Consider the following 25,519-nt stretch of genomic DNA (forward strand, 5'->3'; position numbering starts at 1 on the left):
CGTAGGACGGCCTCGCGTCCTGATGAATTGCGATGGTCAGGGCCGGCAGTTTGCCGCAAGTCCTCTGTCCAGGCCGCTTTTGGCGGCGTTCGCGACTATAGCAGCAATGATTAAGTGCTTCAATTCCATAAAAAATTGTTATCATCGCCGCCATGACGACTACCGCCCCCCAGACCCCCAGCGTCCAGCTGCTTGAGGTCTCGCCGGAATATGCCGGCCAACGCATCGACAACTTTCTCCTGGCCAGGCTCAAAGGCGTGCCCAAGACCTTGATTTACCGCATTTTGCGTAAAGGCGAAGTACGCGTGAACAAGGGTCGGATCAAGCCCGAGTACAAGCTGCAGGCGGGCGATATCGTCCGTGTGCCGCCGGTACGCGTGCCTGAGCGGGACGAACCTGTGCCCCTGGCCCAGGGCCTGCTGCAACGCCTTGAGGCGTCGATTGTCTTCGAAGACAACAAGCTCATCGTGATCAACAAGCCCTGCGGCATTGCGGTCCATGGTGGCAGCGGCCTGACGTTCGGGGTGATCGAAGCCTTTCGTCAGTTGCGCCCTGACGCCAAGGAGTTGGAGTTGGTCCACCGATTGGACCGCGACACCTCCGGGCTGTTGATGATCGCCAAAAAACGCAGCATGTTGCGCCACCTGCACACCGCCCTGCGTGGTGATGGCGTGGACAAGCGCTACATGGCGCTGGTGCGTGGCAACTGGGCCAGCTCCATCAAAAGCGTTCGTGCACCGTTGCAGAAGAGCAACCTGCGTTCCGGCGAGCGTATGGTTGAAGTGGACGAGGAGGGCAAAGAAGCCCTGACCCTGTTCAAGGTGCTGCGCCGCTTCGGTGACTTCGCCACTATGGTCGAGGCCAAGCCGGTGACTGGCCGTACCCACCAGATTCGTGTGCACACCTTGCATGCGGGCCACTGCATCGCTGGCGATACCAAATACGGCGACGAAGACTTTTCCAAGGAAATTCGGGACTTGGGCGGTAAGCGCCTGTTTCTCCATGCCTACATGCTGACTGTACCGCTGCCGGATGGTGGCGAACTGAAATTGCAGGCGCCGGTGGACGAGATGTGGGCCAAGACCGTGGAGCGTTTGAGTGTCGCACCTTGACTACAAGCTGCTGATTTTTGATTGGGACGGGACGCTGGCCAACTCCATTGGTCGCATTGTCGAGTCGATGCACATGGCGTCCACCCGCTCAGGCTTTGCGCTGTGCAGCGACTTGGCGGTCAAGGGCATTATTGGTCTGGGCCTGCCTGAAGCGATCCGTACCCTGTACCCCGAAATCAGTGACGCTGAACTGATCGCCTTTCGCGAACATTACGCTGATCACTACATTGCGCTGGAAGCTGAGCCTTCGCCGCTGTTTGAGGGCGTTGTGCAATCGCTGGAGGTGTTTCGCGCCGAGGGTTATCACTTGGCTGTCGCCACCGGCAAGGCCCGGCGCGGGCTGGATCGGGTGCTCAAGGCTCATGGCTGGGAAAATTACTTCGACATCACCCGCGCAGCGGATGAAACCGCCAGCAAACCTCACCCTCTGATGCTGGAGCAGATCCTGGCTCATTGCGGCGTGTCGCCGCGTCAGGCGCTGATGGTGGGCGATGCCTCCTTCGACCTGATGATGGCGCGCAACGCTGGCATGGACAGCGTTGCGGTCAGCTATGGCGCCCAGGCTGCCGAGGCCTTGCAGCAATACGAGCCCCGGCTGACGATTGATCATTTTTCCGAATTGCAGGCCTGGCTGAGTCGGGCCCAATAAGTCTTTGCTGGGGTTGATGGTATGAGTGACGAGTGGAAAGCGCCTGAAAAGGCTGGAAGTAGTGACGATAAAAGCTGGAAGCTGCTGGAGAAAACCCTCCTGGCTGGCGTCCAGGAGCAGCGTCGCGCACGGCGTTGGGGGATCTTCTTCAAGCTGCTGACCTTCACGTATCTGTTGCTCATGCTGGCGCTGTTCAGTCCGCTGATGGATATGGAGAAAAGCGCAACCCGTGGCGCCAACTACACCGCGTTGATCGAAGTGCGCGGCGTGATTGCCGACAAGGAGCCAGCCAGCGCCGATAACATCGTCGGCAGCCTGCGCGCTGCCTTCGAAGATCCCAAGGTCAAAGGCGTGATCCTGCGCATCAACAGCCCTGGCGGCAGTCCAGTGCAGTCGGGTTATGTGTATGACGAGATTCGTCGTCTGCGCGGCCTGCATCCGGATATCAAGCTGTACGCGGTGATTTCCGACCTGGGTGCTTCGGGTGCCTATTACATTGCCAGTGCTGCTGACCAGATTTATGCCGACAAGGCCAGCCTGGTGGGTTCCATTGGTGTGACGGCGGCCGGTTACGGCTTTGTCGGTGCCATGGAGAAGCTTGGCGTTGAGCGTCGCACCTACACGTCGGGCGAGCATAAGTCGTTCCTGGATCCGTTCCAGCCGCAAAAGGCCGATGAAACCCAATTCTGGCAAGGCGTGCTCGATACTACTCATCGCCAGTTCATTGCCAGCGTGAAGCAGGGGCGTGGTGATCGTTTGAAGGATAAAGACCATCCGGAGCTGTTCTCCGGGTTGGTGTGGTCCGGCGAGCAGGCGTTGCCGCTGGGCTTGATCGATGGCCTGGGCAGTGCCAGTTCGGTGGCGCGGGACGTGATTGGCGAGAAGGAGTTGGTGGATTTCACGGTTGAGGAATCGCCGTTTGATCGCTTCTCCAAGAAGCTCGGTGCCAGCGTGGCGGAGAAGCTGGCCTTCTATATGGGCTTCCAAGGCCCGACCTTGCGCTGAGCCGCAGGTTACATGTAGATCAAAATGTGGGAGCGGGCTTGCCCCCTCCCACATTTGGTTTTGTGGCGTTCTCAGGGGGTCTGTACGCCTTCGGCCAGCAGCATATCTACCAGTCGGATCAGTGGCAGGCCTACCAGGCTCGTCGCATCCGGCCCTTCGGTGCTTTGAAACAGGCTCACGCCCAACCCTTCAGCCTTGAAACTGCCTGCACAGTCATAGGGCTGCTCTATGCGCAGGTAACGCTCGATGCGTTCAGCGTCCAACTCACGCATGTGCACCGTAAAAGGTACGCAGTCGACCTGGCAGCGGCCTGTCTCGGAATTGAGCAGCGCCAGGCCAGTCAGGAAGCTCACGCGCTTGCCGCTGGCGGCCAGTAACTGCTCGCGGGCGTTTTCGAACGTGTGCGGCTTGCCGATGATGCGGCCGTCCAGCGCAGCGACTTGATCCGAGCCGATAATCAAGTGGCCAGGGTGACTGGCGGCGAGGGCGCGCGCTTTCTCTTCTGCCAGGCGCTTGACCAGCTCCACGGCGGATTCATTTGCGCCGTGGCTTTCGTCGATATCCGGCGAACTGCACGTGAACGGCAGCTGCAGTCGGCTGAGCAATTCCCGGCGGTAAACCGAGCTGGAAGCGAGCAATAAAGGCAACATATACGACTCCTCAAGGCAGCCGCCGATTCTAGCGGGGCGACCGGCTGACGCACAGGGCTGAATTTCCTTTGACATGGCTGGGTGCATCCCTATAATGCTGCGCCTATGTTGAATGACCCGATTCCACCTCACGTTGACCCGCGCAAATTGGCTGATCGTGGCACTTCCCTTCAAGGTGAATTGCTGCTGGCCGATTTGGAGAGACTCTGCGACCCGCTTTCCGACACTGTCGGTACGGTGCAGGCCAAATTCGTTTTTGAACGAGATGAACGTAAATCTGTGGTAATCCACAGCTTTATCGACACCGAGGTCAAAATGGTTTGCCAGCGTTGTCTTGAGCTGGTCACCCTGCCGATTCACAGCGAATGCAGTTACGCTGTGGTGAAGGAGGGTGCGAATACCCAGTCGTTGCCGAAAGGTTATGACGTGCTGGAACTGGGCGAAGATCCATTGGATCTGCATGCACTGATCGAGGAGGAGCTTCTGCTCGCCTTGCCCATTGTGCCTGCTCATCATCCGGAAGAATGCCAGCAGCCGGAGGGTCTCGATGACGAGGCCGAACCGAGCGAGGACGAGGTAACGCGGTCCAACCCGTTCAGTGTATTGGCGCAGTTAAAGCGTGACCCAAACGTTTAGGAGTTAATCAATTATGGCTGTTCAGCAGAACAAAAAATCCCGTTCCGCCCGTGACATGCGTCGTTCGCACGATGCCCTGACGGCGAGCACTCTGTCTGTAGAAAAAACCACTGGTGAAATTCACCTGCGTCACCACGTATCGCCAGAAGGCGTATACCGTGGCCGTAAAGTGATCGACAAGGGCGCTGACGAGTAATCACTTGTCTGCTCAAGTCATCGCGATTGACGCAATGGGCGGGGACTTCGGTCCCCGCAGCATTGTTCAGGCCTGCATTGCCAGCCTGATTGCTACGCCCTCGCTGCACCTGACCCTTGTCGGTCAACCCTCACTCCTTGAAGAATTGATTGCCAGCCATCCGGTTGTGGATCGCGCGCGCCTGACAATTACGCCGGCCAGCGAAACCATCAGCATGGATGACAAGCCGGCAACGGCCCTGCGCGGCAAGCCTGACTCTTCAATGCGCGTGGCCTTGGAATTATTGCGTGATGGCAAGGTGCAGGCCTGTGTCAGTGCTGGTAATACCGGAGCGTTGATGGCGTTGTCGCGGCATGTGCTCAAGACTCTGCCCGGCATTGACCGGCCGGCGATGGTTGCGGCGATTCCAACGCAGAAAGGCTATTGCCAGTTGTTGGACTTGGGCGCGAACGTGGATTGCAGTGCCGAGCACTTGTTCCAGTTTGCCGTGATGGGCTCGGTGGCCGCTGAGGCGCTGGGTGTGGCCCGACCGCGCGTGGCCTTGCTGAACATCGGCACCGAAGACATCAAGGGCAATCAGCAGGTCAAGCTTGCCGCCACGCTATTGCAGGGCGCTCGGGGCTTGAATTACATCGGTTTTGTCGAGGGTGACGGCTTGTACCGTGGCGAAGCGGATGTGGTGGTGTGCGACGGTTTTGTCGGTAATATCCTGCTTAAATCCAGCGAAGGCCTGGCAACCATGATCGCCACGCGCATCGAGACGTTGTTCAAGCGCAACCTGGCATCGCGCCTCGTAGGGGCCTTGGCGCTGCCGTTGATGCGGCGTCTGCAGGCTGACCTGGCTCCGGCGCGGCACAATGGTGCGAGTTTTCTCGGGTTGCAGGGCATCGTGGTGAAAAGCCACGGTTCGGCCGGCGTGGAAGGTTTTCAAAGTGCGATTGCGCGGGCCTTGATCGAAATCCAGGAGAACCTGCCGCAACGCTTGCACGGACGTCTTGAGGATCTGTTGCCTTAGGCGAATTGGCCCCGGAGTGCTTAAATGTGACCGGCCAGTTCAATTGACCATCCAATCTGTCAGTTTCGTGCGCTCCCACAGTCGGTGCGCGCATTTTTGACGACCAGATCATTAGGGGCTTGTTACATGTCTACATCCCTCGCATTCGTCTTTCCAGGGCAGGGTTCGCAGTCCCTCGGCATGTTGGCCGAGCTGGGCGCGCAATACCCGCTGATCCTGGATACTTTCAAGGAAGCTTCCGAGGCCCTGGGTTACGACCTGTGGGCGCTGACCCAGCAGGGGCCGGAAGAACAGCTCAATCAAACCGATAAAACCCAGCCGGCCATCCTGACCGCTTCGATCGCCCTGTGGCGCTTGTGGTTGGCCGAAGGCGGCGCGCGCCCGGCATTCGTCGCCGGTCACAGCCTGGGCGAATACAGCGCCCTCGTTGCGGCGGGCAGCCTGACTCTCGCGGAAGCGGTCAAGCTGGTCGAGCGCCGTGGTCAACTGATGCAGGAAGCCGTTCCGGCCGGGCAGGGCGGCATGGCCGCTATCCTGGGGCTGGACGACGCGGTGGTGATCGAAGCCTGTGCCGAAGCGGCTCAGGGCGAAGTCGTCAGCGCGGTGAATTTCAACTCTCCTGGCCAGGTGGTGATTGCCGGTGCCAAGGCGGCGGTCGAGCGTGCCATCGAAGGCTGCAAAGCCCGTGGCGCCAAGCGCGCGCTGCCGTTGCCGGTGAGCGTGCCGTCCCACTGCGAATTGATGCGCCCGGCGGCCGAGCGGTTTGCTGAGTCCATTGCAGCCATCAACTGGCAGGCACCGCAGATCCCGCTGGTGCAGAACGTCAGCGCGGCCGTCGCCGCCGACCTCGACACCCTCAAGCGTGACCTGCTGGAGCAGCTCTACAAGCCGGTACGCTGGGTTGAGTCGGTCCAGACGTTGGCCGCCAACGGCGCGATCGAGCTGGTCGAGTGTGGTCCGGGCAAAGTCCTGGCCGGCCTGAACAAGCGTTGCGCTGACGGCGTGTCGACCGCCAACCTGAATACCCCGGATGCCTTCGCTGCCGCTCGTGCGGCACTGGCCTGAACTCAGAACCCTGAAGAATTAGGAGAAGCCTGCATGAGTCTGCAAGGTAAAGTTGCACTGGTTACCGGCGCGAGCCGTGGCATTGGCCAGGCGATCGCCCTGGAGCTGGGCCGTCAGGGCGCCGTTGTGATCGGTACCGCCACTTCTGCTTCGGGCGCCGAGCGTATCGCCGCGACCCTGAAGGAAAACGGCGTGCAAGGCACTGGTCTTGAATTGAACGTAACCAGCGATGAATCCGTGGCGGCTGTATTGGCCGAGATCACTGCACAGTTCGGTGCGCCGGCTATTCTGGTGAACAATGCCGGTATCACCCGCGATAACCTGATGATGCGCATGAAAGACGACGAGTGGTACGACGTGGTCGATACCAACTTGAACAGTCTGTTTCGCCTGTCCAAGGGTGTTTTGCGCGGCATGACCAAGGCGCGTTGGGGCCGAATTATCAATATTGGCTCCGTAGTGGGTGCCATGGGCAACGCAGGCCAAGTAAACTACGCAGCCGCCAAGGCTGGTCTGGAAGGTTTCAGCCGTGCGTTGGCGCGTGAGGTTGGTTCGCGGTCGATTACGGTCAACTCGGTAGCCCCAGGGTTCATCGACACCGATATGACCCGCGAACTGCCGGAAGCACAGCGTGAAGGCTTGCTGACGCAGATTCCGCTGGGCCGTCTGGGCCAGGCTCAAGAGATCGCGAATGTGGTCACTTTCCTGGCATCCGACGGTGCGGCATACGTGACTGGGGCTACAATCCCGGTGAACGGCGGGATGTACATGAGTTAAATTGTGACGGATCGCTTCAAAAAAATGTCATACGAGCTGTCTAAAATCCGTTATAAAGCTGCAACTTTATTTATAGGCAGGTGGCCGACCGGGTACAGCGTGAAGCTTTCAGTTGAAAAGCTGAAATGGCTTTCTATACACTTACCCACTGGCCAGCTGCCTGAATTTGTCCATTAGGAGTTAAACAAGGTATGAGCACCATCGAAGAGCGCGTCAAGAAAATCGTTGCCGAGCAACTGGGCGTTAAAGAAGAAGAAGTGGTCAACACTGCTTCCTTCGTCGAAGACCTGGGTGCCGATTCCCTTGACACCGTTGAGCTGGTGATGGCTCTGGAAGAGGAATTCGAGACCGAGATCCCGGACGAAGAAGCTGAAAAAATCACTACTGTTCAAGCTGCTATCGACTACGTTACTAGCCACCAGGCGTAATAGTTTGTAGTCGTCGCTTGCTGTTAGGGAAAACCGCACTGCTGTAACGGCGTGCGGTTTTTTCTTTAAGCGGTGATGAAAAGTAAGCCCTGAAGCAAAGTGTCGTCATTAGAAAAAGGAGAGTGCTGTGTCGCGTAGACGCGTCGTAGTCACCGGTATGGGTATGTTGTCGCCACTGGGTACGGATGTGCCGAGCAGTTGGCAGGGCATTCTGGCTGGCCGCAGTGGTATTGGTCTGATCGAACACACGGACCTTTCTGCCTATTCCACCCGTTTTGGCGGCTCGGTAAAGGGTTTCAATGTCGAGGAATATCTCTCGGTCAAGGAATCCCGCAAGCTCGACCTGTTCATTCAATACGGCCTGGCAGCCGGTTTTCAGGCGGTGCGTAACGCCGGCCTGGAAGTCACCGACGCCAACCGTGAACGCATCGGCGTGGCCATGGGTTCGGGTATTGGCGGTCTGACCAATATCGAAGAAACCAGCCGCACGCTGCATGATTCCGGCCCTCGTCGAATTTCACCGTTCTTCGTGCCTGGCTCGATCATCAATATGATTTCCGGCTTCCTGTCCATCCATTTGGGCGCACAGGGGCCTAACTACGCGATTGCCACAGCGTGCACCACGGGTACTCACTGCATCGGCATGGCGGCGCGCAACATCGCCTATGACGAAGCTGACGTGATGATCGCCGGTGGCGCAGAAATGGCTGCCTGCGGCCTTGGCATGGGCGGCTTCGGCGCGTCCCGTGCATTGTCGACCCGCAATGACGAGCCGACCCGTGCCAGCCGTCCGTGGGACAAGGGCCGTGACGGTTTCGTACTGTCCGATGGCGCCGGTGCCCTGGTGCTGGAAGAGTTGGAGCACGCCAAGGCGCGTGGTGCCACCATCTACGCCGAGTTGATCGGCTTTGGCATGAGCGGCGACGCCTACCACATGACCTCGCCGCCGTCTGACGGTGCCGGCGCTGCACGTTGCATCGCCAACGCCCTGCGGGATGCCAAGGTCAATGTCGATCAGGTGCAGTACATCAACGCCCATGGCACTTCCACGCCGACCGGTGACCTGGCGGAAGCCGAGGCCATCAAGTCGGTGTTCGGCGAGCACGCCTACAAGCTGGCGGTCAGCTCCACCAAGTCCATGACCGGCCATCTGCTGGGTGCGGCGGGCGCGGTCGAGGCGATCTTCAGTGTGATGGCCATCAAGGACCAGGTCGCTCCGCCGACCATCAACCTGGATGAGCCGGACGAAGGTTGCGACCTGAACTTCGTGCCGCACGAAGCGCAACCGATGCCGATCGATGTGGCGATCTCCAACTCCTTCGGGTTTGGTGGCACCAACGGTTCCCTGGTGTTCCGCCGGTTCGCCGAGTGATGCACAGCTGGGTCGACGGTCAGCCAGCGGACAACGTGCCCCTGAAAGATCGTGGCCTGGCGTATGGCGATGGGCTGTTCGAGACCATCGCCGTCAAGGTCGGGCAGCCCATGTTGCTCGACCGCCACCTGCAGCGCCTCGATGAGGGCTGCAGGCGTTTCGCGTTCGAGGTGGATCACGGTGTGATCCGCAACGAAGTACTTTCCTATGCCGCCGCCCTCGGCGACGGTGTCCTCAAATTGATCCTGACCCGTGGCGATAGCCTGCGCGGTTATGGCGTCAATCCCGGCGCACCGGTGCGCCGTATCCTGCAAGGCAATCCGCCCGCGACCTATCCCCACGCCCATGGAGCCGAAGGCATCCGCCTGTTTGCGTGTACGACGCGCTTGGCCGAGCAGCCGCTGCTGGCCGGTCTCAAGCACCTCAACCGCCTGGAGCAGGTGATTGCCCGCGCCGAGTGGCAAGATGTCGAGCACGCCGAGGGCCTGATGCTGGATATGTCCGGGCGTGTGATCGAGGGCGTATTCAGCAACCTTTTCCTTGTACGCAACGGCTTGTTACTAACCGCTGATCTGACTCGTTGCGGGGTTGCGGGCGTCATGCGCGCCGAGATCCTGGACCAGGCACAAGCGCTGGGTATCCCGCTGGCCGTGGCTGACATCACGGTCGAGCAGTTGCAGCAGGCCGACGAAGTCTTCGTCTGCAACAGCGTATATGGCATTTGGCCGGTGCGCGGCTGTGCGGCGATGAGCTGGCCGGTTGGGCCGCTCACCCGTAAACTGCAGGTCATTGTTCGCGCACTATTGGATATTTGAGTTGATACGAAAACTGGTTGTACTGCTGCTGATTGCTCTGTTCTCGGCGGCTTTGCTGTTGGGGTTTTCCGCCTGGAAATACGACGCTGCCTTGAAGCAGCCGTTGAACCTGACCCAGGAGCAGTTGCTCGATGTGCCGGCAGGGGCGACCCCGACCGGCACCTTTAATCGCCTGGAAGCAGACGGCGTGCTCGACGGTGCGTTCTGGCTGCGCCTGTACTGGCGCTTCAACCTTGACGGCCAACCGCTGCACAGCGGCGAGTACCGCATGACGCCTGGCATGACCGCCGAGGGCCTGATCGGCCTGTGGCAGCGTGGCGAAGTGGTGCAATACAGCCTGACCCTGGTGGAAGGCTGGAACTTTCGCCAGGTGCGCTCGGCCCTGGCCAAGCACGAAAAGATCGTGCAGAGCCTCTCCGGCCTGAGTGACAGCGAAGTGATGGAGAAGCTCGGCCACCCTGGCGTGTTTCCTGAAGGGCGGTTCTTCCCGGATACTTACCGCTTCGTGCGCGGCATGACCGATGTCGAATTCCTGAAAAAAGCCTACAACCGCCTGGACGATGTACTCGCTCAGGAGTGGAGCAAGCGCGCGGCTGATGCGCCATACACCGACCCTTACCAAGCGCTGATCATGGCCTCCCTGGTGGAAAAGGAGACCGGTGTACCGCAAGAACGTGGCCAGATCGCCGGCGTATTCGTGCGCCGCCTGAAGATCGGCATGCTGCTGCAGACCGACCCTACGGTGATCTACGGCTTGGGTGAGCGTTACAACGGCAAGTTGACCCGTGCTCATCTCAAGGAAGCCAACCCTTACAACACCTATATGATTGCCGGGCTGCCGCCGACGCCCATCGCCATGGTCGGTCGCGAGGCGATCCATGCCGCGTTGAACCCGGTGCCGGGCAGCAGCCTGTATTTCGTCGCCCGTGGCGATGGCAGTCATATTTTCTCCGATGACCTGGGTGCGCATAATGCCGCCGTGCGTGAGTTCCAGCTCAAGCGCCGCGCCGATTACCGCTCCAGCCCGGCACCGGTGGTCACGCCGCCGGAAGATGTAGCACCGCCAACGGATGCTCCCGCCGAGCCCGCGCCGGACACCACCGCGCCGCAAAGCCCGCAATGACTCTGACTAAGGACTGCCTGTGACTGGCTTGTTTATTACCCTGGAAGGCCCCGAAGGCGCCGGCAAGAGCACCAACCGCGATTACCTGGCCGAGCGTTTGCGCGCGCAAGGGATCGAGGTGGTGTTGACCCGTGAGCCCGGCGGTACGCCGCTGGCCGAGCGTATCCGCGAAGTGTTGCTGGCCCCAGGCGAAGAACAAATGAACCCGGACACCGAGCTGCTGCTGGTGTTCGCCGCCCGTGCGCAACACCTGGCCGAAGTGATACGCCCGGCCTTGGCACGCGGTGCCGTGGTGATTTGTGACCGGTTTACCGATTCCACCTACGCCTACCAGGGCGGCGGCCGCGGCTTATCCCTGGAGCGCATCGCTACCTTGGAAACCTTTGTGCAGGGTGATCTGCGCCCTGACCTGACCCTGTTGTTCGACCTGCCGGTGGAAGTGGGCATGGCCCGCGCCAGTGCCCGTGGTCGTCTCGATCGCTTCGAGTTGGAAGGCCAGGCGTTTTTCGACGCGGTGCGCAGCGCGTTCCTCAAACGTGCCCGCGCAGAACCCGCGCGGTATCACCTGTTGGACGCGGCCCAGCCGTTGACCCAGGTGCAGCAGGCCATCGACGGCCTGATGCCAACGCTGTTGGAGCGCGCCCGTGGCTGAAGCCTACCCGTGGCAGGACAGTCTCTGGCAACAACTGGCCGGTCGTGCCCAGCACGCCCACGCTTATTTGCTGCACGGCCCAATCGGGATTGGTAAACGGGCCCTTGCCGAGCGCCTGATGGCCAGCCTGCTGTGCCAGCGCCCGGTCAACCTGGAGGCGTGCGGCGAGTGCAAATCCTGCCTGTTGCTCAAGGCCGGCAGCCATCCCGACAATTACCTGCTGGAGCCTGAGGAAGCCGACAAGGCGATCAAGGTCGACCAGGTGCGTGACCTCGTCAGCTTCGTGGTGCAAACCGCGCAGATGGGCGGGCGCAAGGTGGTGCTGATCGAGCCGGTGGAGGCGATGAACATCAACGCCGCCAACGCCCTGCTCAAAAGCCTTGAAGAACCCTCCGGCGACACGGTGCTACTGCTGGTGAGCCATCAGTCCAGCCGCCTGTTGCCGACCATCCGCAGCCGCTGCGTGCAGCAGGCTTGTCCGTTACCAAGCGAGGCGATGAGCCTGCAATGGCTGGCGCAGGCACTGCCGGACTGCTCCGCAGACGAGCGCGTCGAACTGTTGACCCTGGCTGCCGGTTCGCCCCTGGCCGCCGTGAAGCTGCAAGCCCAAGGTGTCCGTGAGCAACGTGCGCTGGTGGTGGATGGCGTTAAAAAACTGCTCAAGCAGGAAATGTCCGCGACTCAACTGGCTGAAAGTGCCTGGAAAGACATTCCCCTCTTGTTGCTGTTCGACTGGTTCTGTGACTGGTCGAGCCTGATCCTGCGCTACCAACTGACCCAGGATGAAAATGGCCTGGGCCTGCCGGACATGCGCAAGGTGGTGCAGTACCTCGCGCAGAAAAGTGCCCAGGACAAGGTGCTGGCTATCCAGGACTGGATCCTCGCCCAGCGCCAGAAGGTCCTCGGCAAGGCCAATCTCAACCGTGTGCTGTTGCTTGAAGCGCTGCTGGTGCAGTGGGTGGGCTTGCTCGGCCGCCGTTAATTTCCGTGGCCGACGGGTGTATCGTCGGCCAGACCCTCTCCGTGACTCAAGTTGTAACTTCCTATGCTCGTAGATTCCCATTGCCACCTTGATCGCCTTGACCTCGCCCAGCACGGCGGCTCCCTTGACGCTGCCCTGGACGCTGCTCGCCAGCGTGGGGTAGGGCACTTCCTGTGCATCGGCGTCAGCGCGGACAACGCCGCCGACGTCAAAGCCCTGGCTGATCGTTATACCGACGTGGATTGCTCCGTGGGTATCCACCCGCTGGACCTCAAGCCCGGCGAAGCGCCGGCTCTCGACTGGTTGCTCGGTGAACTCAACCACCCGCGCGTGGTGGCCATCGGCGAGACCGGCCTGGACTACCACTACGAACCCGAAGCCGCCGAGTTGCAGCAGGCGTCCTTCCGTTTGCACCTGCAAGCCGCCCAGCAGACGGGCAAGCCGGTGATCGTCCACACCCGTGGCGCCCGTGCCGACACGCTCACGTTGCTACGCGAAGCCGCGTTGCCACAGGCGGGCGTATTGCACTGCTTCACTGAAGACTGGGACATGGCCAAGGCGGCGTTGGACCTGGGTTTCTATATTTCCCTGTCGGGCATCGTCACTTTCCGCAATGCCGACGCGCTGCGCGATGTGGCGCGCCAAGTCCCGGCCGATCGCCTGTTGGTGGAAACCGATTCGCCGTACCTGGCGCCCATCCCCCATCGTGGCAAGCCGAACCTGCCGGAGTATGTGCGTGATGTGGCGGAGTTTCTGGCGAAGCTGCGGGGTGAGTCCTACGAGCGTTTTGCCGAGCAGACTACCGAGAACTTCAAGCGTCTGTTTCCATTGGCTCACGTTGCTGCGTAGGCCCGCGCTCAAATCGCAGGCAAAAAAAACCCGGGTTCTGGGGGGTGAATCCGGGTTAAGACCATTAGGAGTAAAACAAGGGCACACAGTCCGTCGGTACCCAGGTCGGCGCTTCACTTGGGGGAGATGTCACGCCAACAGTTCAAGTATTGATCAGTATCTGATTCAGTCCAGTCGCGACTGATCGTTTTTTAAACAGATTTGGAATACAGGGGCTTCGCTTGAGTTCTCATTGGGCCGGTGCACGGGTGCAGTTGTTGCGTATTATTTCTGACTGATAGCCATGAATTCGTTGGCACTCTGAAAGTAAAGTGCGTAGCGGGTTCACATAGACGTTGCCCAACGACCGTTCAGTCGGGATAATCCCTCGCACTGGGTAAATCGTATCGCCATGTATTCGTGGCCCTGCGCGACCCTCCCTATTCCGACCTTTGCAGACCTCTTCCTCATGCACAAAGAACCCCGTAAGGTCCGTGAGTTTCGCCGCCGTGAGCAGGAAATTCTCGACACCGCACTCAAATTGTTCCTCGAACAGGGCGAAGACAGCGTCACCGTCGAGATGATCGCGGATGCCGTGGGTATCGGCAAAGGCACCATTTATAAGCACTTCAAGTCCAAGGCCGAGATCTACCTGCGCCTGATGCTCGACTACGAGCGCGATTTGAACGAGCTGCTGCACTCTGCCGATGTCGACAAGGACAAGGAAGCGCTGTCCCGCGCCTACTTCGAGTTCCGCATGCGCGACCCGCAGCGCTACCGCCTGTTCGACCGCCTGGAAGAGAAAGTCGTCAAGGGCCATCAGGTGCCGGAGATGGTCGAGGAACTGCACAAGATCCGCGCCTCGAACTTCGAACGCCTGACCCTGTTGATCAAGGGTCGCATCAGCGAAGGCAAGCTTGAAGACGTGCCGCCGTACTTCCATTACTGCGCCGCCTGGGCCTTGGTGCACGGCGCCGTGGCGCTGTACCACTCGCCGTTCTGGAGCAATGTGCTGGAAGACCAGGAAGGGTTCTTCCAGTTCCTGATGGACATCGGCGTGCGCATGGGCAACAAGCGCAAGCACAGCACCGAGCCAGCAGCTGTCGACTCTGCGCGTGTTGAGACGCCGGCGTCGTAATCTTTACTGCCAGGCGTAGTACCCCAGGAATATACTCAGGCAAGGATCTTGCTAAAAGCTGATTTATCAGTCAGCTTTTAGCGCGCCCGAATCATCCTCTGCCGGAGTGATCCATGATCGTTGATCGTCAAGGCAGGCGTTTTCGCAATTTGCGGATCAGCCTGACCTCAGCCTGCAACTACGCGTGTACCTACTGCGTGCCCAACGGCAAGCGGCTGGTGGCTGCCCAGGACGAACTCTCGGCCGAGGCCATGGCCCGTGGCGTGGCTTACCTGATCGAAGCGGCGGGCATCGACCGCCTGCGCATCACGGGCGGCGAGCCGTTGGTCAGCCCCAAGCTGGAAGCCTTTATGGGCGCAGTCGGCGGCATGGGGCTCAGCGATATCAGCCTGACCACCAACGGCCAGTTGCTGGCGCGCAAACTGCCACTGCTGGTGGATGCCGGCATTCGACGTATCAACGTCTCCCTCGACACCTTGGATGCCGATGCCTTCCGCAGCATCGCCCGTGGCGGCGACCTGGCCACCGTGCTCGATGGCATGGACCAGGCTCGCGCCGCTGGAATCAAGATCAAGGTCAATATGGTGCCGTTGCGCGGCCAGAACCTCGACCAGGTCATGCCACTGCTCGACTACTGCCTGGAGCGTGGTTATGAACTGCGCTTTATCGAGTTGATGCGCATGGGCCACCTGGCCAAGGATTCCAATGCGTTCCTGCAACAATTCGTCAGCCTGCAGCAACTGCTCAGCCTGATCGGCGAACATCACGAATACCTGCAAGCCAACGCCCCTGTGGATGCAACCGCCGTTCGCTACGAGGTGCCGGGCAAGGGCTACTTTGGCGTGATCGCCAATGAAAGCGTGCCGTTCTGCCGTACCTGCTCGCGATTGCGCCTGTCGTCCACCGGCTGGTTGCATGGTTGCCTGTCGTCGAGCAACCGTCACTACGTCGGCGACCTGCTCGACAAGCCGCGCCACCAGGCGCTGCCGGCGCTGCAAGGATTGCTGATGAAGGCTCTGGGCGACAAACAGGAGGTGGCGTTCTCGGGCGGGGCCACGATCATGAAGATCATCGGCGGCTGACGCCGAGCGTGTAGCTTCAAGCTGCTCCCCTGGCCCAGAACCTGCATCTCACGCCCATTCGCCGGTTTTCCGTCACCGGCTTCTGGAGGATTAGGATGCGTAGTCTGGTTTTGTTGCTGGCGTCGTTGACGCTGAGTGGTTGCATGACCGTCAGCGATATGGCCGAAGGCACCCGCTATCAGATGAGTGATGCCGGGTTGCTCGACCACAGCGATACCCGCCGTACGGCGTCGGTTCGCATACAGCCGGACTCCTTTGTCTTTATCGCCCAGGGCGCCTTCGTGCCGCCGGGCAGCGCCTATCCGCGTCCGAACGTGGTAGCCGAGGAAGCCTTCAACGGCTTCGTCGAATACTTCCCTATGGTGCGCCGCGCCCGTCAGCCCGAAGGTCTGGAGCAGGCGATGGCCGAAGCCCGTGCGGCCGGTGCCCACTACCTGCTGTACTGCCGATTCGCCAAGGCGGATGACCGTATCGGCAACGCCGATGAGTGGGCCGATCAAGAGGCCCTCGACCGGGTTGGGCTGGACAGCGGCGTGATCCAGATCATGTTGATCGAGACCAGCACCCAGTATTTGATTGATACTGCACGCATTCGCAGTCGTGGCGGTTTACTGACGTTCCACGACAATCGGCCACAAGACCTGATTGCCCGCCCGCTCGCGCAGTACGCCCGAGGTCTGCTGGGCATGGGTGATCAGTAGGGCCAGATCAAAAAAAGGGAGAACCTCATGACCGATTCCGCCAAGGCCAACGACCTGTTGGCCCAGTTGCCCAAAGGCAAGGGACCGGCGCCGGTGCACCTGTGGAACCCGGATTTCTGCGGCAATATCGACATGCGCATCGCCCGCGATGGCACCTGGTTCTACCAAGGCACGCCCATCGGGCGCAAGCCGATGGTCAAGTTGTTCTCCAATATCATCCGCCGCGACGGCGATGATTACTTCCTGATTACTCCGGTGGAAAAAGTCGGCATCACCGTCGACGATGCGCCCTTTGTCGCGCTGACCCTGGAGGTCGAAGGGCAGGGCGAAAGCCAGTTGCTGCGCTTCACCACCAACGTCGATGAACAGATCGAAGCCGATATCGAACACCCGCTGCGGGTGGTCATCGACCCAGTCACCCAGGAACCTGCGCCCTATCTACGGGTACGCACCAACCTCGAAGCCCTGGTGCATCGCAACGTGTTCTACCAATTGGTGGAGCTTGCTGTAAGCCGCCCGATCAACGGTCAGAACTGGCTGGGCGTCTGGAGCGGCGGCGAGTTTTTCCCGATTGGCCTGGAACCCTGAGGCCGCTTTTTTCATCTCCCTGAAATAATTCGCTTGCTGCATAAGGACCGTTTCGGTTATCAATTTGTACATGATTAGACATGTCCGATTTGACAAGAAAAAACGTGTCGTCGACGAGCTCATCCGCCGTATCGAGGGTGGAGTGATGGCCGACGGTTTCCTGCTGCCGGGCGAGCACCAGCTCGCCGAGGAGTTTGCGGTCAGCCGCGGCACCTTGCGCGAAGCCCTGGCCGAACTCAAGCGGCGCAATTACATCGCGACCCAGAGCGGCGTCGGCTCCATCGTCACGTTTGACGGCATGGTGCTCGATCAAAACAGCGGGTGGGCACAGGCTCTGGCGGACACCGGTGCATTGGTGACCACCGATATCCTGCGCCTGGAAGCGGTGACGCGCCCCGATCTGTTCAGCCGGTTCGGCACCGAGCGCTTTATCGCCCTCGACCGTCGCCGGCGCACCAGCGATGGCACTGCGGTGTCCCTGGAGCGTTCGCTGATGCCCGAGTCCGGTGGCCTGGAAAGCCTGCCCCGTGTCGGCCTGATCGACAATTCCCTGACCATCACCCTGGCGGCCTACGGCTATATCGGCGCTGAAGGGGACCAGTGGATAGGCGCCGAACCCCTCAGCGATGAAGACGCCCAGTTGCTCGGCCGCCCGGCGGGCAGCGTGTTCCTCAAGGCCTCGCGCACCACCTACGACCGGCGCGAGCGCTTTATGGAATACGTCGAAAGCTTGCTCGACCCTCTGCACTTTCGCCTGCACCTGCAATTTGGATCTTCGAAATGACCACGGATACTCGCGCCCTCGGCGCTTTCTACGGCCTCGCGCTGGGCGATGCCCTGGGCATGCCCACTCAGTCCCTGAGCCGCGAGCAGGTGCGACAGCGCTTCGGTGCGATCACCGCCCTGGAGGATGCCGGTGCCGATCAACCCATCGCGCCGAATATGCCCGCTGGTTCCATCACTGATGATACCGAACAGGCCATTCTGGTCGGCGAGTTGCTGGTCGAAGGCCAGGGCACGATCGAGCCCATCGTGCTCGCCCAGCGCCTGATCGACTGGGAAGCGGTGATGCGTGCCAAGGGTTCCCAGGACCTGCTCGGCCCGTCGACCAAACGCGCTATCGACATGATCCTGGCCGGGCATACCCCTGAGGAATCCGGCCGCTACGGCACCACCAATGGTGCTGCCATGCGCATCACGCCCGTGGGTATCGCCGCCGATGTCAGCGACCCGGCAGCGTTTATCCAGGCGGTGATCCAGGCGTGCCAGGTCACTCATAACACCACGCTGGGTATCTCCAGTGCGGCGGCGGTGGCGGCAGTGGTGTCCGCTGGCATCAACGGTGTGGACCTCGGCGAAGCGCTGAACATCGGTACCCAGATCGCCCAGCAGGCGGAAGGCCAGGGTCATTGGATTGCCGGCGGGCGCATATCCACCCGCATCAGTTGGGCGCGCACTTTGAGTGTCGGCAGCGGTGACACAGCGCTGTTTGCCGACCTGCTCTACGAATTGATCGGCACCTCCGTTGCCTCCCAGGAATCGGTGGTGGTGTCGTTTGCCCTGGCCCAGCAAGTGGCGGTGGGGGTTATGAACGCCTTCGAGGCCCTGTGCCTGGCCGCTAGCCTTGGCGGTGACACCGACACCATCGCAGCGATTCTGGGGGCGATGCTCGGCGCTTGTCTGGGCATGCAGTGCTGGCCTGTGGCAATGATCGAACAGGTCAAGGCCGTGAACGGCTTGGACTTGCAGCCGTTGGTTGAAGCGCTGTTGAAACTGCGCTGAGCCAGGAATAACGATTCACCTTGCATACCTGCCACAACCACAATAATACAGGCACCAGGAGCGCCCCTCATGAGCAGCACATCTTCCGGCCAAAACGCCGGGCAATTGGAAATACGCGGCATCGAGCCCGTCCCCGAAGGCGAGTGCAATGGCCATCCGCTGCAACTGTTCTGGGTGTGGTTCGCCGCCAACATCAGCATCCTCGGCTTGCCGCTGGGCGCGACGCTGGTGGCGTTCCGGGGGCTGGCGATCTGGCAGGCAATCATCGTGGCGATCCTTGGCGCTGCTGGCTCCTTTGCGGTGGTGGGCATCATCTCCATCGCCGGTCGTCGTGGCCGTGCGCCGAGCCTGACCCTGTCCCGCGCCATCTTCGGCGTGCGCGGCAATATCGGCCCGACGCTGGTGTCACTGATGTCGCGCCTGGGCTGGGAAACCGTCAACACCACCACCGCCGCCTTTGTGCTGCTGTCGTTGTGTTCGATTCTGTTCGGCTCGCCAGTCGAGGCCAAAAGCGCGCCGGTGCTGACCTTGATCTTTATCGCCATCTTCGTGCTGCTGACCCTGTCCGTTTCCGGCCTGGGCCACGCCACCTTGCTGGTGATCCAGAAGTGGGCCACCTATGTGTTCGGCGCCTTGAACATCCTGGTCGGCGGTTTCCTGTGCGCCACCATCGACTGGAGCGCCGTGTTCAACGCCACGCCTGCACCGCTGAGCGCAATGATCATCGGCGTCGGCACCATGGCCGCCGGCACCGGTATCGGTTGGGCCAACGCCGGTGCCGACATGTCGCGCTACCAGCACCGTAGCGTCAAGGCCGTGCGCCTGGTGGCATCCGCCGCGTTTGGTGCGGGGATTCCACTGGTGCTGCTGATCACCCTCGGTGGCCTGCTGTCGGTGGGCAACAATGACCTGGCTTCGGCCACCGATCCGATCATTGCGATCCGCGACATGCTGCCCACCTGGATGGCTGTGCCGTACCTGATCACCGCGTTCGGTGGGTTACTGCTGTCGAATAACCTGTCGGTGTACTCGGCCGGTCTCACCACCTTGACCCTCGGTTTGAAGGTCAAGCGCGTACACGCGGTGATTGTCGACATCGTGGCGATTTTCGCAGGCTCCATTTACTTCATGCTGATCGCCGACAGTTTCTACGGCCCGTTCATCACCTTCATTTCGTTGCTGGCGGTGCCGATCACCGCATGGGTCGGGATTTTTGTGGTCGACCTGATCCACCGTCACTACTACAGCCCCAAGGATCTGCTCGACGTCAGCCCAAGCAGCGCCTACTGGTACCGCGGTGGTGTGGAATGGCGTGCGTTTGGCGCCTGGGCCGTGGCGATTGTTCTGGGTTTCAGCTTCACCACCATTGGCACCACCGCCGAGAACATCTGGTTCGCCGGGCCGTTGTCCGACTCCTGGCTGGGCCACAACGGCCTGGGCTGGATCGTCACCTTCCTGGTGGCCGGCGGGATTTATGCCGTACTGGGCGGCGCGGCTGATCGTCGCCCGGCGTTAGTCGAGAGCCCCAATGTCTAGATTGCTGCACACCGGCCAGGTCATCGTCGACCTGGTCATGGCCCTCGAGACCTTGCCCGCCAGCGGCGGCGACGTGCTGGCGCAATCGGCCAGTTTCGAAGCCGGCGGCGGCTTTAATGTGATGGCGGCGGCGCGACGCAACGGGTTGCCGGTGGTTTACCTGGGCCGCCACGGCGATGGCCGTTTTGGCGACCTGGCCCGCGCGGCGATGCAGGCCGAAGGCGTGGAAATGGCTCAGGCGGCGAGTGAGGGCAAGGACACCGGGTTGTGTGTCTCGCTGACCGAAGCCACTACCGAGCGCACCTTTATCTCCCATATCGGCGTTGAGGGCGACTTGAGTGCTGAGGATTTGGCTCGCGTTGTGCCGCAAGCCGACGACTATGTTTACGTCAGCGGGTACAGCCTGTTGCTGGAGGGCAAGGCCCAGGCCTTGCTCGACTGGTTGCTGGGTTTGCCGCGTGAGATCACCGTGGTATTCGACCCGGGCCCGTTGGTCAAGGCGCCGAATTCAGCGCTGATGGCCGCCTTGTTGCCACGCATCGATATCTGGACCAGCAATGGCCCGGAAGCCTTGGCATTTACCGGTGCGAAAACACTGGCGGACGCACTGCTCGACCTCAATCGGCATCTGCCTGATGAGGCGCTGCTGGTAGTGCGTGATGGGCCGAACGGGTGTTGGGTCAGCCGCGCCGGGCGCGCCGAGCATGTGCCGGGTTTCAAGGTGAAGGCGGTGGACAGCAATGGGGCGGGTGACGCGCACGCAGGGGTGTTTATTGCCGGGTTGGCTGCGGGTTTGAAACCTGCTGAGGCGGCGCGCAGGGCGAATGCGGCAGCGGCGCTGGCAGTGACACAGTGGGGCCCTGCAACCTCGCCGGGCACCGAAGAAGTTGACGCCTTGCTCACCCAGTAAACGCAGATCAAAAATGTGGGAGGGAGCTTTCCCCCTCCTACATTGGGTTTGCGTGAAGGCTACTGAAGGGCGTCCAACTTACGCGCTTCATCTACCCCGGACGCCGTCAGCTTGATCGGCAGATTCAGTGAATATTCACCGGCATCGTCGGTGGTCACATGCCCATCCTTGATCAGCCCGCGGTCCTGCAGAAATGCCAACACACTGGCCACCTCTTTTTCGCCGCGGTAATTATCCAGCACCTCCTTGCCCAAACCTTGCGGGTGGGCGTGCAGCAGGCGGGTGAGGACTTCTTTTTCAAGGTTTCTATCGACGTTCATGCGTACCTCTTCACGGGGAAATGATCGGGTGTTCGTCTAACGGTCGAGGGCTTAGGGCGCAGGTTGTTTTGGCGCGCCCGGCAGGTTCGAGTCGTCGCCTTTGTTGATCTTCGGCTCATTGACCGACGGGCCCATTTTGCCGTTGCCGACTGCGGCAGGAGCCTGGCGCTCGGTGTCATGCCCCTTGGTGTGCGGGTCGGCGCCGTTGGTGTTATCGATGATGGCGCCGCCATTGGTATCCAGGCCGGTGCCCATGGATTTCTGCGATTCGGTGGTGGCGTCCGGCGTCGGATCGGTCGGGCCGGTGGTCGAGCTGGCAGCGATGGCGCTCAGCGAGGCAGCGGACAGCAGGCCGGTGAGGGCGAAGGCAGCAAACTTTGAAGGCTTCATGAGGATATCTCCGTAGAATTAATGTCCTTACCCTTTATTGGTCAGCCGTCATTTGTTGAAGGTGCCTGGATGGCGACGAACGGTATCAGACTACCTGTAAGATTTTGTGTGACGTTGCCCGACGCCAAATCAGACGCGCCACGCTGATCAACCAATTGCCCAAGGCCACGGCCAGCACGCTGAGCATCAGCGCCGGCAGACCGAAATCGACGATGATCCAGCCCGCCAGCCAGGGAAACCCGAAGACCCCGACAAAATACGCCAGGCTGAACAACAGCAGCGCCTGGGACGTGGTGCCGGTTGGCGCCTCATTGGCCACCAAGCCGTTGATGACCGAATACGTCAGGCCGTATCCGACCCCCAGCGTCACGGCAGCCAACAGGTAACTCGCGTTGCCGCTGACGCCAAAGGCAAACAGCAGAATCGACCCCAGCATCACCCCGGACAGCACGCAGGCGGCCACATAGGCATCACGCTTGACCACATAGCCGGCGATCAACAGGCGGCTGCTGATCGCCGCACTGACAAAACCGGCAAAGAACAGCGAATAATCCAGGCCGTGGGCCGCCGCGTAGCTGGTCTGGAAGGAAGACAACCCACCAAACACGCAACCCCCGAGCCCGACCATGACGATGGCAAACACTGCCCGTGAAGACAGCACGCGACGGCAGGCACCCCAGGAAATTTTCGACACCGGCGCCGTGGCATGACGCTTGAGTGCCGAGCCCAGCAACCAGAACATCCCCACCCCGACCAGGCTGGCCAATGCGGCAATGTAGAAGGCGCTTGTCAGAGGCAGCCCCAGTGCATTCGCGGCCCGGCCCAGCAGAGGGCCAGAACCGATGCCGCTCATCATGCTGCCCGACAACAGTGCGAAATATTTGGCGCGCTGCCGGGGCTCCACCAACATGGTCACGATGATTGGCCCTAACGTGTAGAACACCCCCCAACCCAAGCCCAGGGACAATCCGAACAGCATCAATCCTTCACCAAACCCCGGCATCAACGCAAAGCCCAGGCACGCCACCACCAGCAACACGCCCATCCCGGCAATGGCCTGCGCCGCGCCCAAGGCATCCGCCAAGTGCCCGGAAAGCAGCACTGCGACGAAGGTGCTGAGCATCGCCGTGGAAATCACACTGCCGGCATCGTGTTCATTGCCACCGCGTGTATGAATCAGCAACGACAACAAAAACGTCGAGCCGTAAGACAGCGACAACAGGAAACTGGCGAGGCAAAACAGGGCGAACAGTTGGGTGCTCACCGGGGACGTGGACTGCATTGGGGCCGCCTGGAGATGGTTGGAGTAGTGGCCACTGTTTATCACGCACCTTGAGCGGGTTTGTTCTGTAGTTGCTGGTGCTTGCATCAGTGCCGGCCGGAGTAACGGCGCGGCGCATGAAAATGCGCTGCAATCCGTCATCAAAGCGCCTTAGTATGTCGGCTTTGAAATTGCCCAAGGCTTGCCCATGACCATCGAGATTCGCCCCGCCGTGCCCAGCGATGCTGCGCAGATCCTGACGTTCATCACCGAACTCGCCGAGTACGAGAAAGCCCGGCATGAAGTGATCGCCAGCGTGGTGGATATCGAGCGTAGCCTGTTCAGCGAGGGCGCCACCGCCCATGGCCTGATTTGCCTGCGCGATGGCCTGCCGATTGGTTTTGCGGTGTTCTTCTTCAGCTATTCCACCTGGCTGGGCAGCAACTGCCTGTACCTGGAAGACCTTTACATCAACCCCGAGCAACGCGGTGGCGGGGCGGGCAAGAAGCTGCTGCGCCACTTGGCCAAGATCGCGTTTGATAACGGCTGCGGGCGCTTTGAGTGGAGCGTGCTGGACTGGAACGAGCCGGCGATTGCTTTCTACAAATCCATCGGCGCCCAGCCACAGGAAGAGTGGGTGCGCTATCGCATGGAAGGTGACGCATTGCGCGATTTTGCCCTCGGCTGAGGGTCATCCCGTCTCAAAAAAACCGGCTAATCCAAGGCCGGTTTTTTTATGGGTTAGCTCACAATATGGGATGCAAATTTATATATTGAGATGTTTCAAGATCTGGGTTTATAGTCGGCGGCATCAGCACTCACTACCAAAAATAAAACAGGTGAAGCGATGCAGGCACAACCATTGTCACTCCCCGCCGTGCCCGAGCCCACTTACGGCGAGCGGCTCAAAGGCAAGGTGGTGATCATCACCGGCGCCGCCCAAGGCATTGGCGAGGCAATCGTCGCGTGCTTTCAGGCCCAGCAGGCGCGCTTGGTCATCGCCGATATCCAGGGCGAAAAAGTCGAGAAGGTGGCTGCCCATTGGCGCGAACGCGGCGCTGAAATTGTCGCGCAAGCCGTCGACATCACTTCAAAAGAGCAATGGCAGGCTCTGGTCAATGTGGCCATCGAGCGCTTCGGCCGCGTGGATGTGTTGGTCAACTGCGCGGGCGTCAACGTGTTCCGTGACCCCCTGGAAATGACCGACGAAGACTGGCGCCGCTGCTTCGCCATCGACCTCGACGGCGCCTGGTTTGGCTGCCGTACGGTGCTGCCGCACATGATCGAGCAGGGTATTGGCAATATCATCAACATCGCCTCCACCCATTCCAGCCACATTATTCCCGGTTGTTTCCCGTACCCGGTGGCCAAACATGGCCTGCTGGGCCTTACCCGCGCCCTCGGCATCGAGTACGCGCCCAAAGGCATTCGCGTCAATGCCATCGCGCCGGGCTACATCGAAACCCAACTCAACGTCGACTACTGGAACGGTTTCCCCGATCCTCATGCCGAGCGCCAGCGTGCCTTTGACCTGCACCCGCCCAAACGCATCGGCCAGCCGGTCGAGGTGGCGATGACGGCGTTGTTCCTGGCCACCGACGAGGCGCCCTTTATCAATGCCACCTGCCTGATGATCGATGGCGGGCGGTCTGTGATGTATCACGACTAGAACTTGTAACGCTCAATAACAACAAGAGGTGGTCCATGTTCAAGAAAGCAGTTGGCACTCTGGCACTCGCCCTGGCGTTCAGCGGCGCGGTATCGGCCGAAGAAGTAAAGATCGGCTTCCTGGTCAAACAAGCCGAAGAACCCTGGTTCCAGACCGAATGGGCCTTCGCCGAAAAAGCCGGTAAGGAACACGGCTTCACGGTGATCAAGATCGCCGTGCCCGATGGCGAAAAAACCCTCTCTGCCATCGACAGCCTGGCCGCCAACGGCGCCAAGGGCTTTGTGATCTGCCCGCCGGACGTGTCGCTCGGCCCGGCCATCGTGGCCAAGGCCAAGCTCAATGGCTTGAAAGTCATGGCCGTGGATGACCGCTTTGTCGATGCCAAGGGCAATTTCATGGAGGACGTGCCTTACCTGGGCATGGCCGCGTTTGAAGTGGGCCAGAAACAAGGCGCCGCCATGGCCGCCGAAGCGAAAAAACGTGGCTGGGACTGGAAAGACACCTACGCGGTGATCAACACCTTCAATGAACTCGACACCGGCAAAAAACGCACCGACGGCTCGATCAAATCCCTCGAAGAAGCTGGCATCCCGAAAGACCATATCCTCACCGCTGCGCTGAAAACCCTCGACGTGCCCGGCAGCATGGACGCCACCAACTCGGCGCTGGTCAAGCTGCCCAGCGGCGCGAAAAACCTGATCATCGGCGGGATGAACGACAACACCGTGCTTGGCGGCGTGCGCGCCACGGAAAGCGCCGGCTTCAAGGCGGCCAACGTGATCGGCATCGGCATCAATGGCACCGACGCCATCGGCGAACTGAAAAAGGCCGACAGCG

The 25,519-nt window shown here is 60.7% G+C and carries 30 protein-coding genes; 26 read left to right on the top strand and 4 right to left on the bottom strand.

The window, feature by feature from the left end; genetic code table 11:
* The first annotated feature begins 152 nt into the window (after positions 1 to 152).
* Genes rluC through NDJ82_RS25060 form a run of 3 tightly spaced genes read left to right on the top strand, consistent with a single transcriptional unit; the run spans position 153 to position 2,766 of the window.
* Positions 153 to 1,112, top strand: a complete 960-nt coding sequence (gene rluC, locus NDJ82_RS25050) for a 23S rRNA pseudouridine(955/2504/2580) synthase RluC (protein ID WP_071483181.1) — start codon at positions 153 to 155, stop codon at positions 1,110 to 1,112.
* Positions 1,099 to 1,761 (top strand): HAD-IA family hydrolase, encoded by a 663-nt coding sequence (locus tag NDJ82_RS25055; protein ID WP_250926510.1) that lies wholly within the window; start codon positions 1,099 to 1,101, stop codon positions 1,759 to 1,761. The genes rluC and NDJ82_RS25055 overlap by 14 nt, the downstream gene beginning before the upstream one ends.
* Positions 1,762 to 1,782: 21 nt before the next feature.
* Positions 1,783 to 2,766, top strand: coding sequence for a S49 family peptidase (locus tag NDJ82_RS25060; protein ID WP_099587175.1), 984 nt, complete (start codon positions 1,783 to 1,785; stop codon positions 2,764 to 2,766).
* 71 nt (positions 2,767 to 2,837) lie between these two features.
* On the opposite strand, the gene NDJ82_RS25065 is transcribed toward NDJ82_RS25060, so the two are convergent.
* Positions 2,838 to 3,416 carry a Maf family protein gene (locus NDJ82_RS25065; protein ID WP_158878364.1) on the bottom strand — a complete coding sequence of 193 codons (579 nt, stop codon included), beginning with the start codon at positions 3,414 to 3,416 and terminating at the stop codon, positions 2,838 to 2,840.
* Between the two features lie 105 nt (positions 3,417 to 3,521).
* Here NDJ82_RS25065 and NDJ82_RS25070 point away from each other — a divergent pair, with 105 nt between their 5' ends.
* From NDJ82_RS25070 to NDJ82_RS25165, 20 genes are all read left to right on the top strand, one after another.
* Positions 3,522 to 4,052: a YceD family protein gene (locus tag NDJ82_RS25070; protein WP_032886799.1), complete on the top strand. Its 531-nt coding sequence runs from the start codon at positions 3,522 to 3,524 to the stop codon at positions 4,050 to 4,052.
* Positions 4,053 to 4,065: 13 nt separating this feature from the next.
* Positions 4,066 to 4,248, top strand: coding sequence for a 50S ribosomal protein L32 (rpmF, locus tag NDJ82_RS25075; RefSeq protein ID WP_008152339.1), 183 nt, complete (start codon positions 4,066 to 4,068; stop codon positions 4,246 to 4,248).
* 4 nt (positions 4,249 to 4,252) lie between these two features.
* Entirely contained in the window at positions 4,253 to 5,263 is a 1,011-nt protein-coding gene (gene plsX, locus NDJ82_RS25080; protein WP_099587173.1) for a phosphate acyltransferase PlsX, read from the top strand.
* A gap of 126 nt (positions 5,264 to 5,389) precedes the next feature.
* Complete coding sequence (fabD, locus tag NDJ82_RS25085) at positions 5,390 to 6,328, top strand: ACP S-malonyltransferase (RefSeq protein WP_250926511.1); 939 nt, start codon at positions 5,390 to 5,392, stop codon at positions 6,326 to 6,328.
* A 33-nt stretch (positions 6,329 to 6,361) separates the two neighbouring features.
* Positions 6,362 to 7,105, top strand: a complete 744-nt coding sequence (fabG, locus tag NDJ82_RS25090; protein WP_032886802.1) for a 3-oxoacyl-ACP reductase FabG — start codon at positions 6,362 to 6,364, stop codon at positions 7,103 to 7,105.
* 191 nt (positions 7,106 to 7,296) lie between these two features.
* The gene (gene acpP / locus NDJ82_RS25095; protein WP_003175607.1) at positions 7,297 to 7,533 is read left to right on the top strand and encodes an acyl carrier protein; all 237 of its coding nucleotides are present in this window, start codon (positions 7,297 to 7,299) and stop codon (positions 7,531 to 7,533) included.
* A 127-nt stretch (positions 7,534 to 7,660) separates the two neighbouring features.
* Positions 7,661 to 8,905, top strand: a complete 1,245-nt coding sequence (fabF, locus tag NDJ82_RS25100; RefSeq protein WP_158878365.1) for a beta-ketoacyl-ACP synthase II — start codon at positions 7,661 to 7,663, stop codon at positions 8,903 to 8,905.
* On the top strand, positions 8,905 to 9,720 hold the full coding sequence (gene pabC, locus NDJ82_RS25105) for an aminodeoxychorismate lyase (RefSeq protein WP_250926512.1): 816 nt from the start codon (positions 8,905 to 8,907) through the stop codon (positions 9,718 to 9,720). Before fabF ends, pabC begins: the two co-directional genes overlap by 1 nt.
* 1 nt (position 9,721) lies before the next feature.
* Positions 9,722 to 10,843, top strand: a complete 1,122-nt coding sequence (gene mltG, locus NDJ82_RS25110) for an endolytic transglycosylase MltG (RefSeq protein ID WP_112196500.1) — start codon at positions 9,722 to 9,724, stop codon at positions 10,841 to 10,843.
* 19 nt (positions 10,844 to 10,862) lie between these two features.
* A complete protein-coding gene (gene tmk, locus NDJ82_RS25115; RefSeq protein WP_158878367.1) occupies positions 10,863 to 11,495 on the top strand; it encodes a dTMP kinase in 633 nt (210 codons plus the stop codon).
* Complete coding sequence (locus tag NDJ82_RS25120) at positions 11,488 to 12,477, top strand: DNA polymerase III subunit delta' (protein WP_112196498.1); 990 nt, start codon at positions 11,488 to 11,490, stop codon at positions 12,475 to 12,477. Before tmk ends, NDJ82_RS25120 begins: the two co-directional genes overlap by 8 nt.
* Before the next feature lie 63 nt (positions 12,478 to 12,540).
* Positions 12,541 to 13,326: a TatD family hydrolase gene (locus NDJ82_RS25125; RefSeq protein WP_250926513.1), complete on the top strand. Its 786-nt coding sequence runs from the start codon at positions 12,541 to 12,543 to the stop codon at positions 13,324 to 13,326.
* 448 nt (positions 13,327 to 13,774) lie between these two features.
* Positions 13,775 to 14,443 (top strand): TetR/AcrR family transcriptional regulator, encoded by a 669-nt coding sequence (locus NDJ82_RS25130; protein ID WP_099587216.1) that lies wholly within the window; start codon positions 13,775 to 13,777, stop codon positions 14,441 to 14,443.
* 113 nt (positions 14,444 to 14,556) lie between these two features.
* Positions 14,557 to 15,525, top strand: coding sequence for a GTP 3',8-cyclase MoaA (locus NDJ82_RS25135; RefSeq protein ID WP_122753526.1), 969 nt, complete (start codon positions 14,557 to 14,559; stop codon positions 15,523 to 15,525).
* A gap of 95 nt (positions 15,526 to 15,620) precedes the next feature.
* A complete protein-coding gene (locus NDJ82_RS25140; RefSeq protein WP_099587164.1) occupies positions 15,621 to 16,226 on the top strand; it encodes a DUF4823 domain-containing protein in 606 nt (201 codons plus the stop codon).
* A gap of 27 nt (positions 16,227 to 16,253) precedes the next feature.
* A complete protein-coding gene (locus tag NDJ82_RS25145) occupies positions 16,254 to 16,814 on the top strand; it encodes a DUF1285 domain-containing protein (protein ID WP_099587163.1) in 561 nt (186 codons plus the stop codon).
* 70 nt (positions 16,815 to 16,884) lie between these two features.
* Positions 16,885 to 17,598 (top strand): GntR family transcriptional regulator, encoded by a 714-nt coding sequence (locus NDJ82_RS25150; RefSeq protein ID WP_099587162.1) that lies wholly within the window; start codon positions 16,885 to 16,887, stop codon positions 17,596 to 17,598.
* On the top strand, positions 17,595 to 18,596 hold the full coding sequence (locus tag NDJ82_RS25155; protein ID WP_191960257.1) for an ADP-ribosylglycohydrolase family protein: 1,002 nt from the start codon (positions 17,595 to 17,597) through the stop codon (positions 18,594 to 18,596). The genes NDJ82_RS25150 and NDJ82_RS25155 overlap by 4 nt, the downstream gene beginning before the upstream one ends.
* Positions 18,597 to 18,665: 69 nt before the next feature.
* Positions 18,666 to 20,132: a purine-cytosine permease family protein gene (locus NDJ82_RS25160; RefSeq protein ID WP_250926514.1), complete on the top strand. Its 1,467-nt coding sequence runs from the start codon at positions 18,666 to 18,668 to the stop codon at positions 20,130 to 20,132.
* Entirely contained in the window at positions 20,125 to 21,042 is a 918-nt protein-coding gene (locus tag NDJ82_RS25165) for a PfkB family carbohydrate kinase (protein ID WP_250926515.1), read from the top strand. The genes NDJ82_RS25160 and NDJ82_RS25165 overlap by 8 nt, the downstream gene beginning before the upstream one ends.
* A 59-nt stretch (positions 21,043 to 21,101) precedes the next feature.
* Here the strand turns inward: NDJ82_RS25165 and NDJ82_RS25170 are convergent, their stop codons facing one another.
* From NDJ82_RS25170 to NDJ82_RS25180, 3 genes are all read right to left on the bottom strand, one after another.
* Entirely contained in the window at positions 21,102 to 21,362 is a 261-nt protein-coding gene (locus tag NDJ82_RS25170) for a hypothetical protein (protein ID WP_112196493.1), read from the bottom strand.
* 51 nt (positions 21,363 to 21,413) lie between these two features.
* Positions 21,414 to 21,752: a hypothetical protein gene (locus NDJ82_RS25175; protein WP_099587157.1), complete on the bottom strand. Its 339-nt coding sequence runs from the start codon at positions 21,750 to 21,752 to the stop codon at positions 21,414 to 21,416.
* An 85-nt stretch (positions 21,753 to 21,837) separates the two neighbouring features.
* A complete protein-coding gene (locus tag NDJ82_RS25180) occupies positions 21,838 to 23,034 on the bottom strand; it encodes an MFS transporter (RefSeq protein WP_250926516.1) in 1,197 nt (398 codons plus the stop codon).
* 187 nt (positions 23,035 to 23,221) lie between these two features.
* Here NDJ82_RS25180 and NDJ82_RS25185 point away from each other — a divergent pair, with 187 nt between their 5' ends.
* From NDJ82_RS25185 to NDJ82_RS25195, 3 genes are all read left to right on the top strand, one after another.
* Positions 23,222 to 23,701, top strand: coding sequence for a GNAT family N-acetyltransferase (locus tag NDJ82_RS25185; RefSeq protein ID WP_010208407.1), 480 nt, complete (start codon positions 23,222 to 23,224; stop codon positions 23,699 to 23,701).
* 159 nt (positions 23,702 to 23,860) lie between these two features.
* Entirely contained in the window at positions 23,861 to 24,682 is an 822-nt protein-coding gene (locus tag NDJ82_RS25190) for an SDR family oxidoreductase (protein WP_099587155.1), read from the top strand.
* 35 nt (positions 24,683 to 24,717) lie between these two features.
* Positions 24,718 to 25,519 (top strand): substrate-binding domain-containing protein (locus NDJ82_RS25195; RefSeq protein ID WP_250926517.1); only part of this gene is annotated, 802 nt, incomplete at its 3' end.

The organism is Pseudomonas sp. SR18, assembly GCF_023701505.1.
Classification (GTDB): Bacteria; Pseudomonadota; Gammaproteobacteria; order Pseudomonadales; family Pseudomonadaceae; genus Aquipseudomonas; species Aquipseudomonas cyclaminis.

What these genes read in the sequence shown, in the direction of transcription:
- rluC (WP_071483181.1), top strand. Translation starts at nt 153, where the DNA reads ATGACGACTACCGCCCCCCAGACCCCCAGCGTCCAGCTGCTTGAGGTC.
- NDJ82_RS25060 (WP_099587175.1), top strand. Translation starts at nt 1,783, where the DNA reads ATGAGTGACGAGTGGAAAGCGCCTGAAAAGGCTGGAAGTAGTGACGAT.
- NDJ82_RS25065 (WP_158878364.1), bottom strand. Translation starts at nt 3,416, where the DNA reads ATGTTGCCTTTATTGCTCGCTTCCAGCTCGGTTTACCGCCGGGAATTG.
- NDJ82_RS25070 (WP_032886799.1), top strand. Translation starts at nt 3,522, where the DNA reads ATGTTGAATGACCCGATTCCACCTCACGTTGACCCGCGCAAATTGGCT.
- rpmF (WP_008152339.1), top strand. Translation starts at nt 4,066, where the DNA reads ATGGCTGTTCAGCAGAACAAAAAATCCCGTTCCGCCCGTGACATGCGT.
- fabD (WP_250926511.1), top strand. Translation starts at nt 5,390, where the DNA reads ATGTCTACATCCCTCGCATTCGTCTTTCCAGGGCAGGGTTCGCAGTCC.
- fabG (WP_032886802.1), top strand. Translation starts at nt 6,362, where the DNA reads ATGAGTCTGCAAGGTAAAGTTGCACTGGTTACCGGCGCGAGCCGTGGC.
- acpP (WP_003175607.1), top strand. Translation starts at nt 7,297, where the DNA reads ATGAGCACCATCGAAGAGCGCGTCAAGAAAATCGTTGCCGAGCAACTG.
- pabC (WP_250926512.1), top strand. Translation starts at nt 8,905, where the DNA reads ATGCACAGCTGGGTCGACGGTCAGCCAGCGGACAACGTGCCCCTGAAA.
- NDJ82_RS25125 (WP_250926513.1), top strand. Translation starts at nt 12,541, where the DNA reads ATGCTCGTAGATTCCCATTGCCACCTTGATCGCCTTGACCTCGCCCAG.
- NDJ82_RS25130 (WP_099587216.1), top strand. Translation starts at nt 13,775, where the DNA reads ATGCACAAAGAACCCCGTAAGGTCCGTGAGTTTCGCCGCCGTGAGCAG.
- NDJ82_RS25135 (WP_122753526.1), top strand. Translation starts at nt 14,557, where the DNA reads ATGATCGTTGATCGTCAAGGCAGGCGTTTTCGCAATTTGCGGATCAGC.
- NDJ82_RS25140 (WP_099587164.1), top strand. Translation starts at nt 15,621, where the DNA reads ATGCGTAGTCTGGTTTTGTTGCTGGCGTCGTTGACGCTGAGTGGTTGC.
- NDJ82_RS25145 (WP_099587163.1), top strand. Translation starts at nt 16,254, where the DNA reads ATGACCGATTCCGCCAAGGCCAACGACCTGTTGGCCCAGTTGCCCAAA.
- NDJ82_RS25150 (WP_099587162.1), top strand. Translation starts at nt 16,885, where the DNA reads ATGATTAGACATGTCCGATTTGACAAGAAAAAACGTGTCGTCGACGAG.
- NDJ82_RS25155 (WP_191960257.1), top strand. Translation starts at nt 17,595, where the DNA reads ATGACCACGGATACTCGCGCCCTCGGCGCTTTCTACGGCCTCGCGCTG.
- NDJ82_RS25160 (WP_250926514.1), top strand. Translation starts at nt 18,666, where the DNA reads ATGAGCAGCACATCTTCCGGCCAAAACGCCGGGCAATTGGAAATACGC.
- NDJ82_RS25165 (WP_250926515.1), top strand. Translation starts at nt 20,125, where the DNA reads ATGTCTAGATTGCTGCACACCGGCCAGGTCATCGTCGACCTGGTCATG.
- NDJ82_RS25170 (WP_112196493.1), bottom strand. Translation starts at nt 21,362, where the DNA reads ATGAACGTCGATAGAAACCTTGAAAAAGAAGTCCTCACCCGCCTGCTG.
- NDJ82_RS25175 (WP_099587157.1), bottom strand. Translation starts at nt 21,752, where the DNA reads ATGAAGCCTTCAAAGTTTGCTGCCTTCGCCCTCACCGGCCTGCTGTCC.
- NDJ82_RS25180 (WP_250926516.1), bottom strand. Translation starts at nt 23,034, where the DNA reads ATGCAGTCCACGTCCCCGGTGAGCACCCAACTGTTCGCCCTGTTTTGC.
- NDJ82_RS25185 (WP_010208407.1), top strand. Translation starts at nt 23,222, where the DNA reads ATGACCATCGAGATTCGCCCCGCCGTGCCCAGCGATGCTGCGCAGATC.
- NDJ82_RS25190 (WP_099587155.1), top strand. Translation starts at nt 23,861, where the DNA reads ATGCAGGCACAACCATTGTCACTCCCCGCCGTGCCCGAGCCCACTTAC.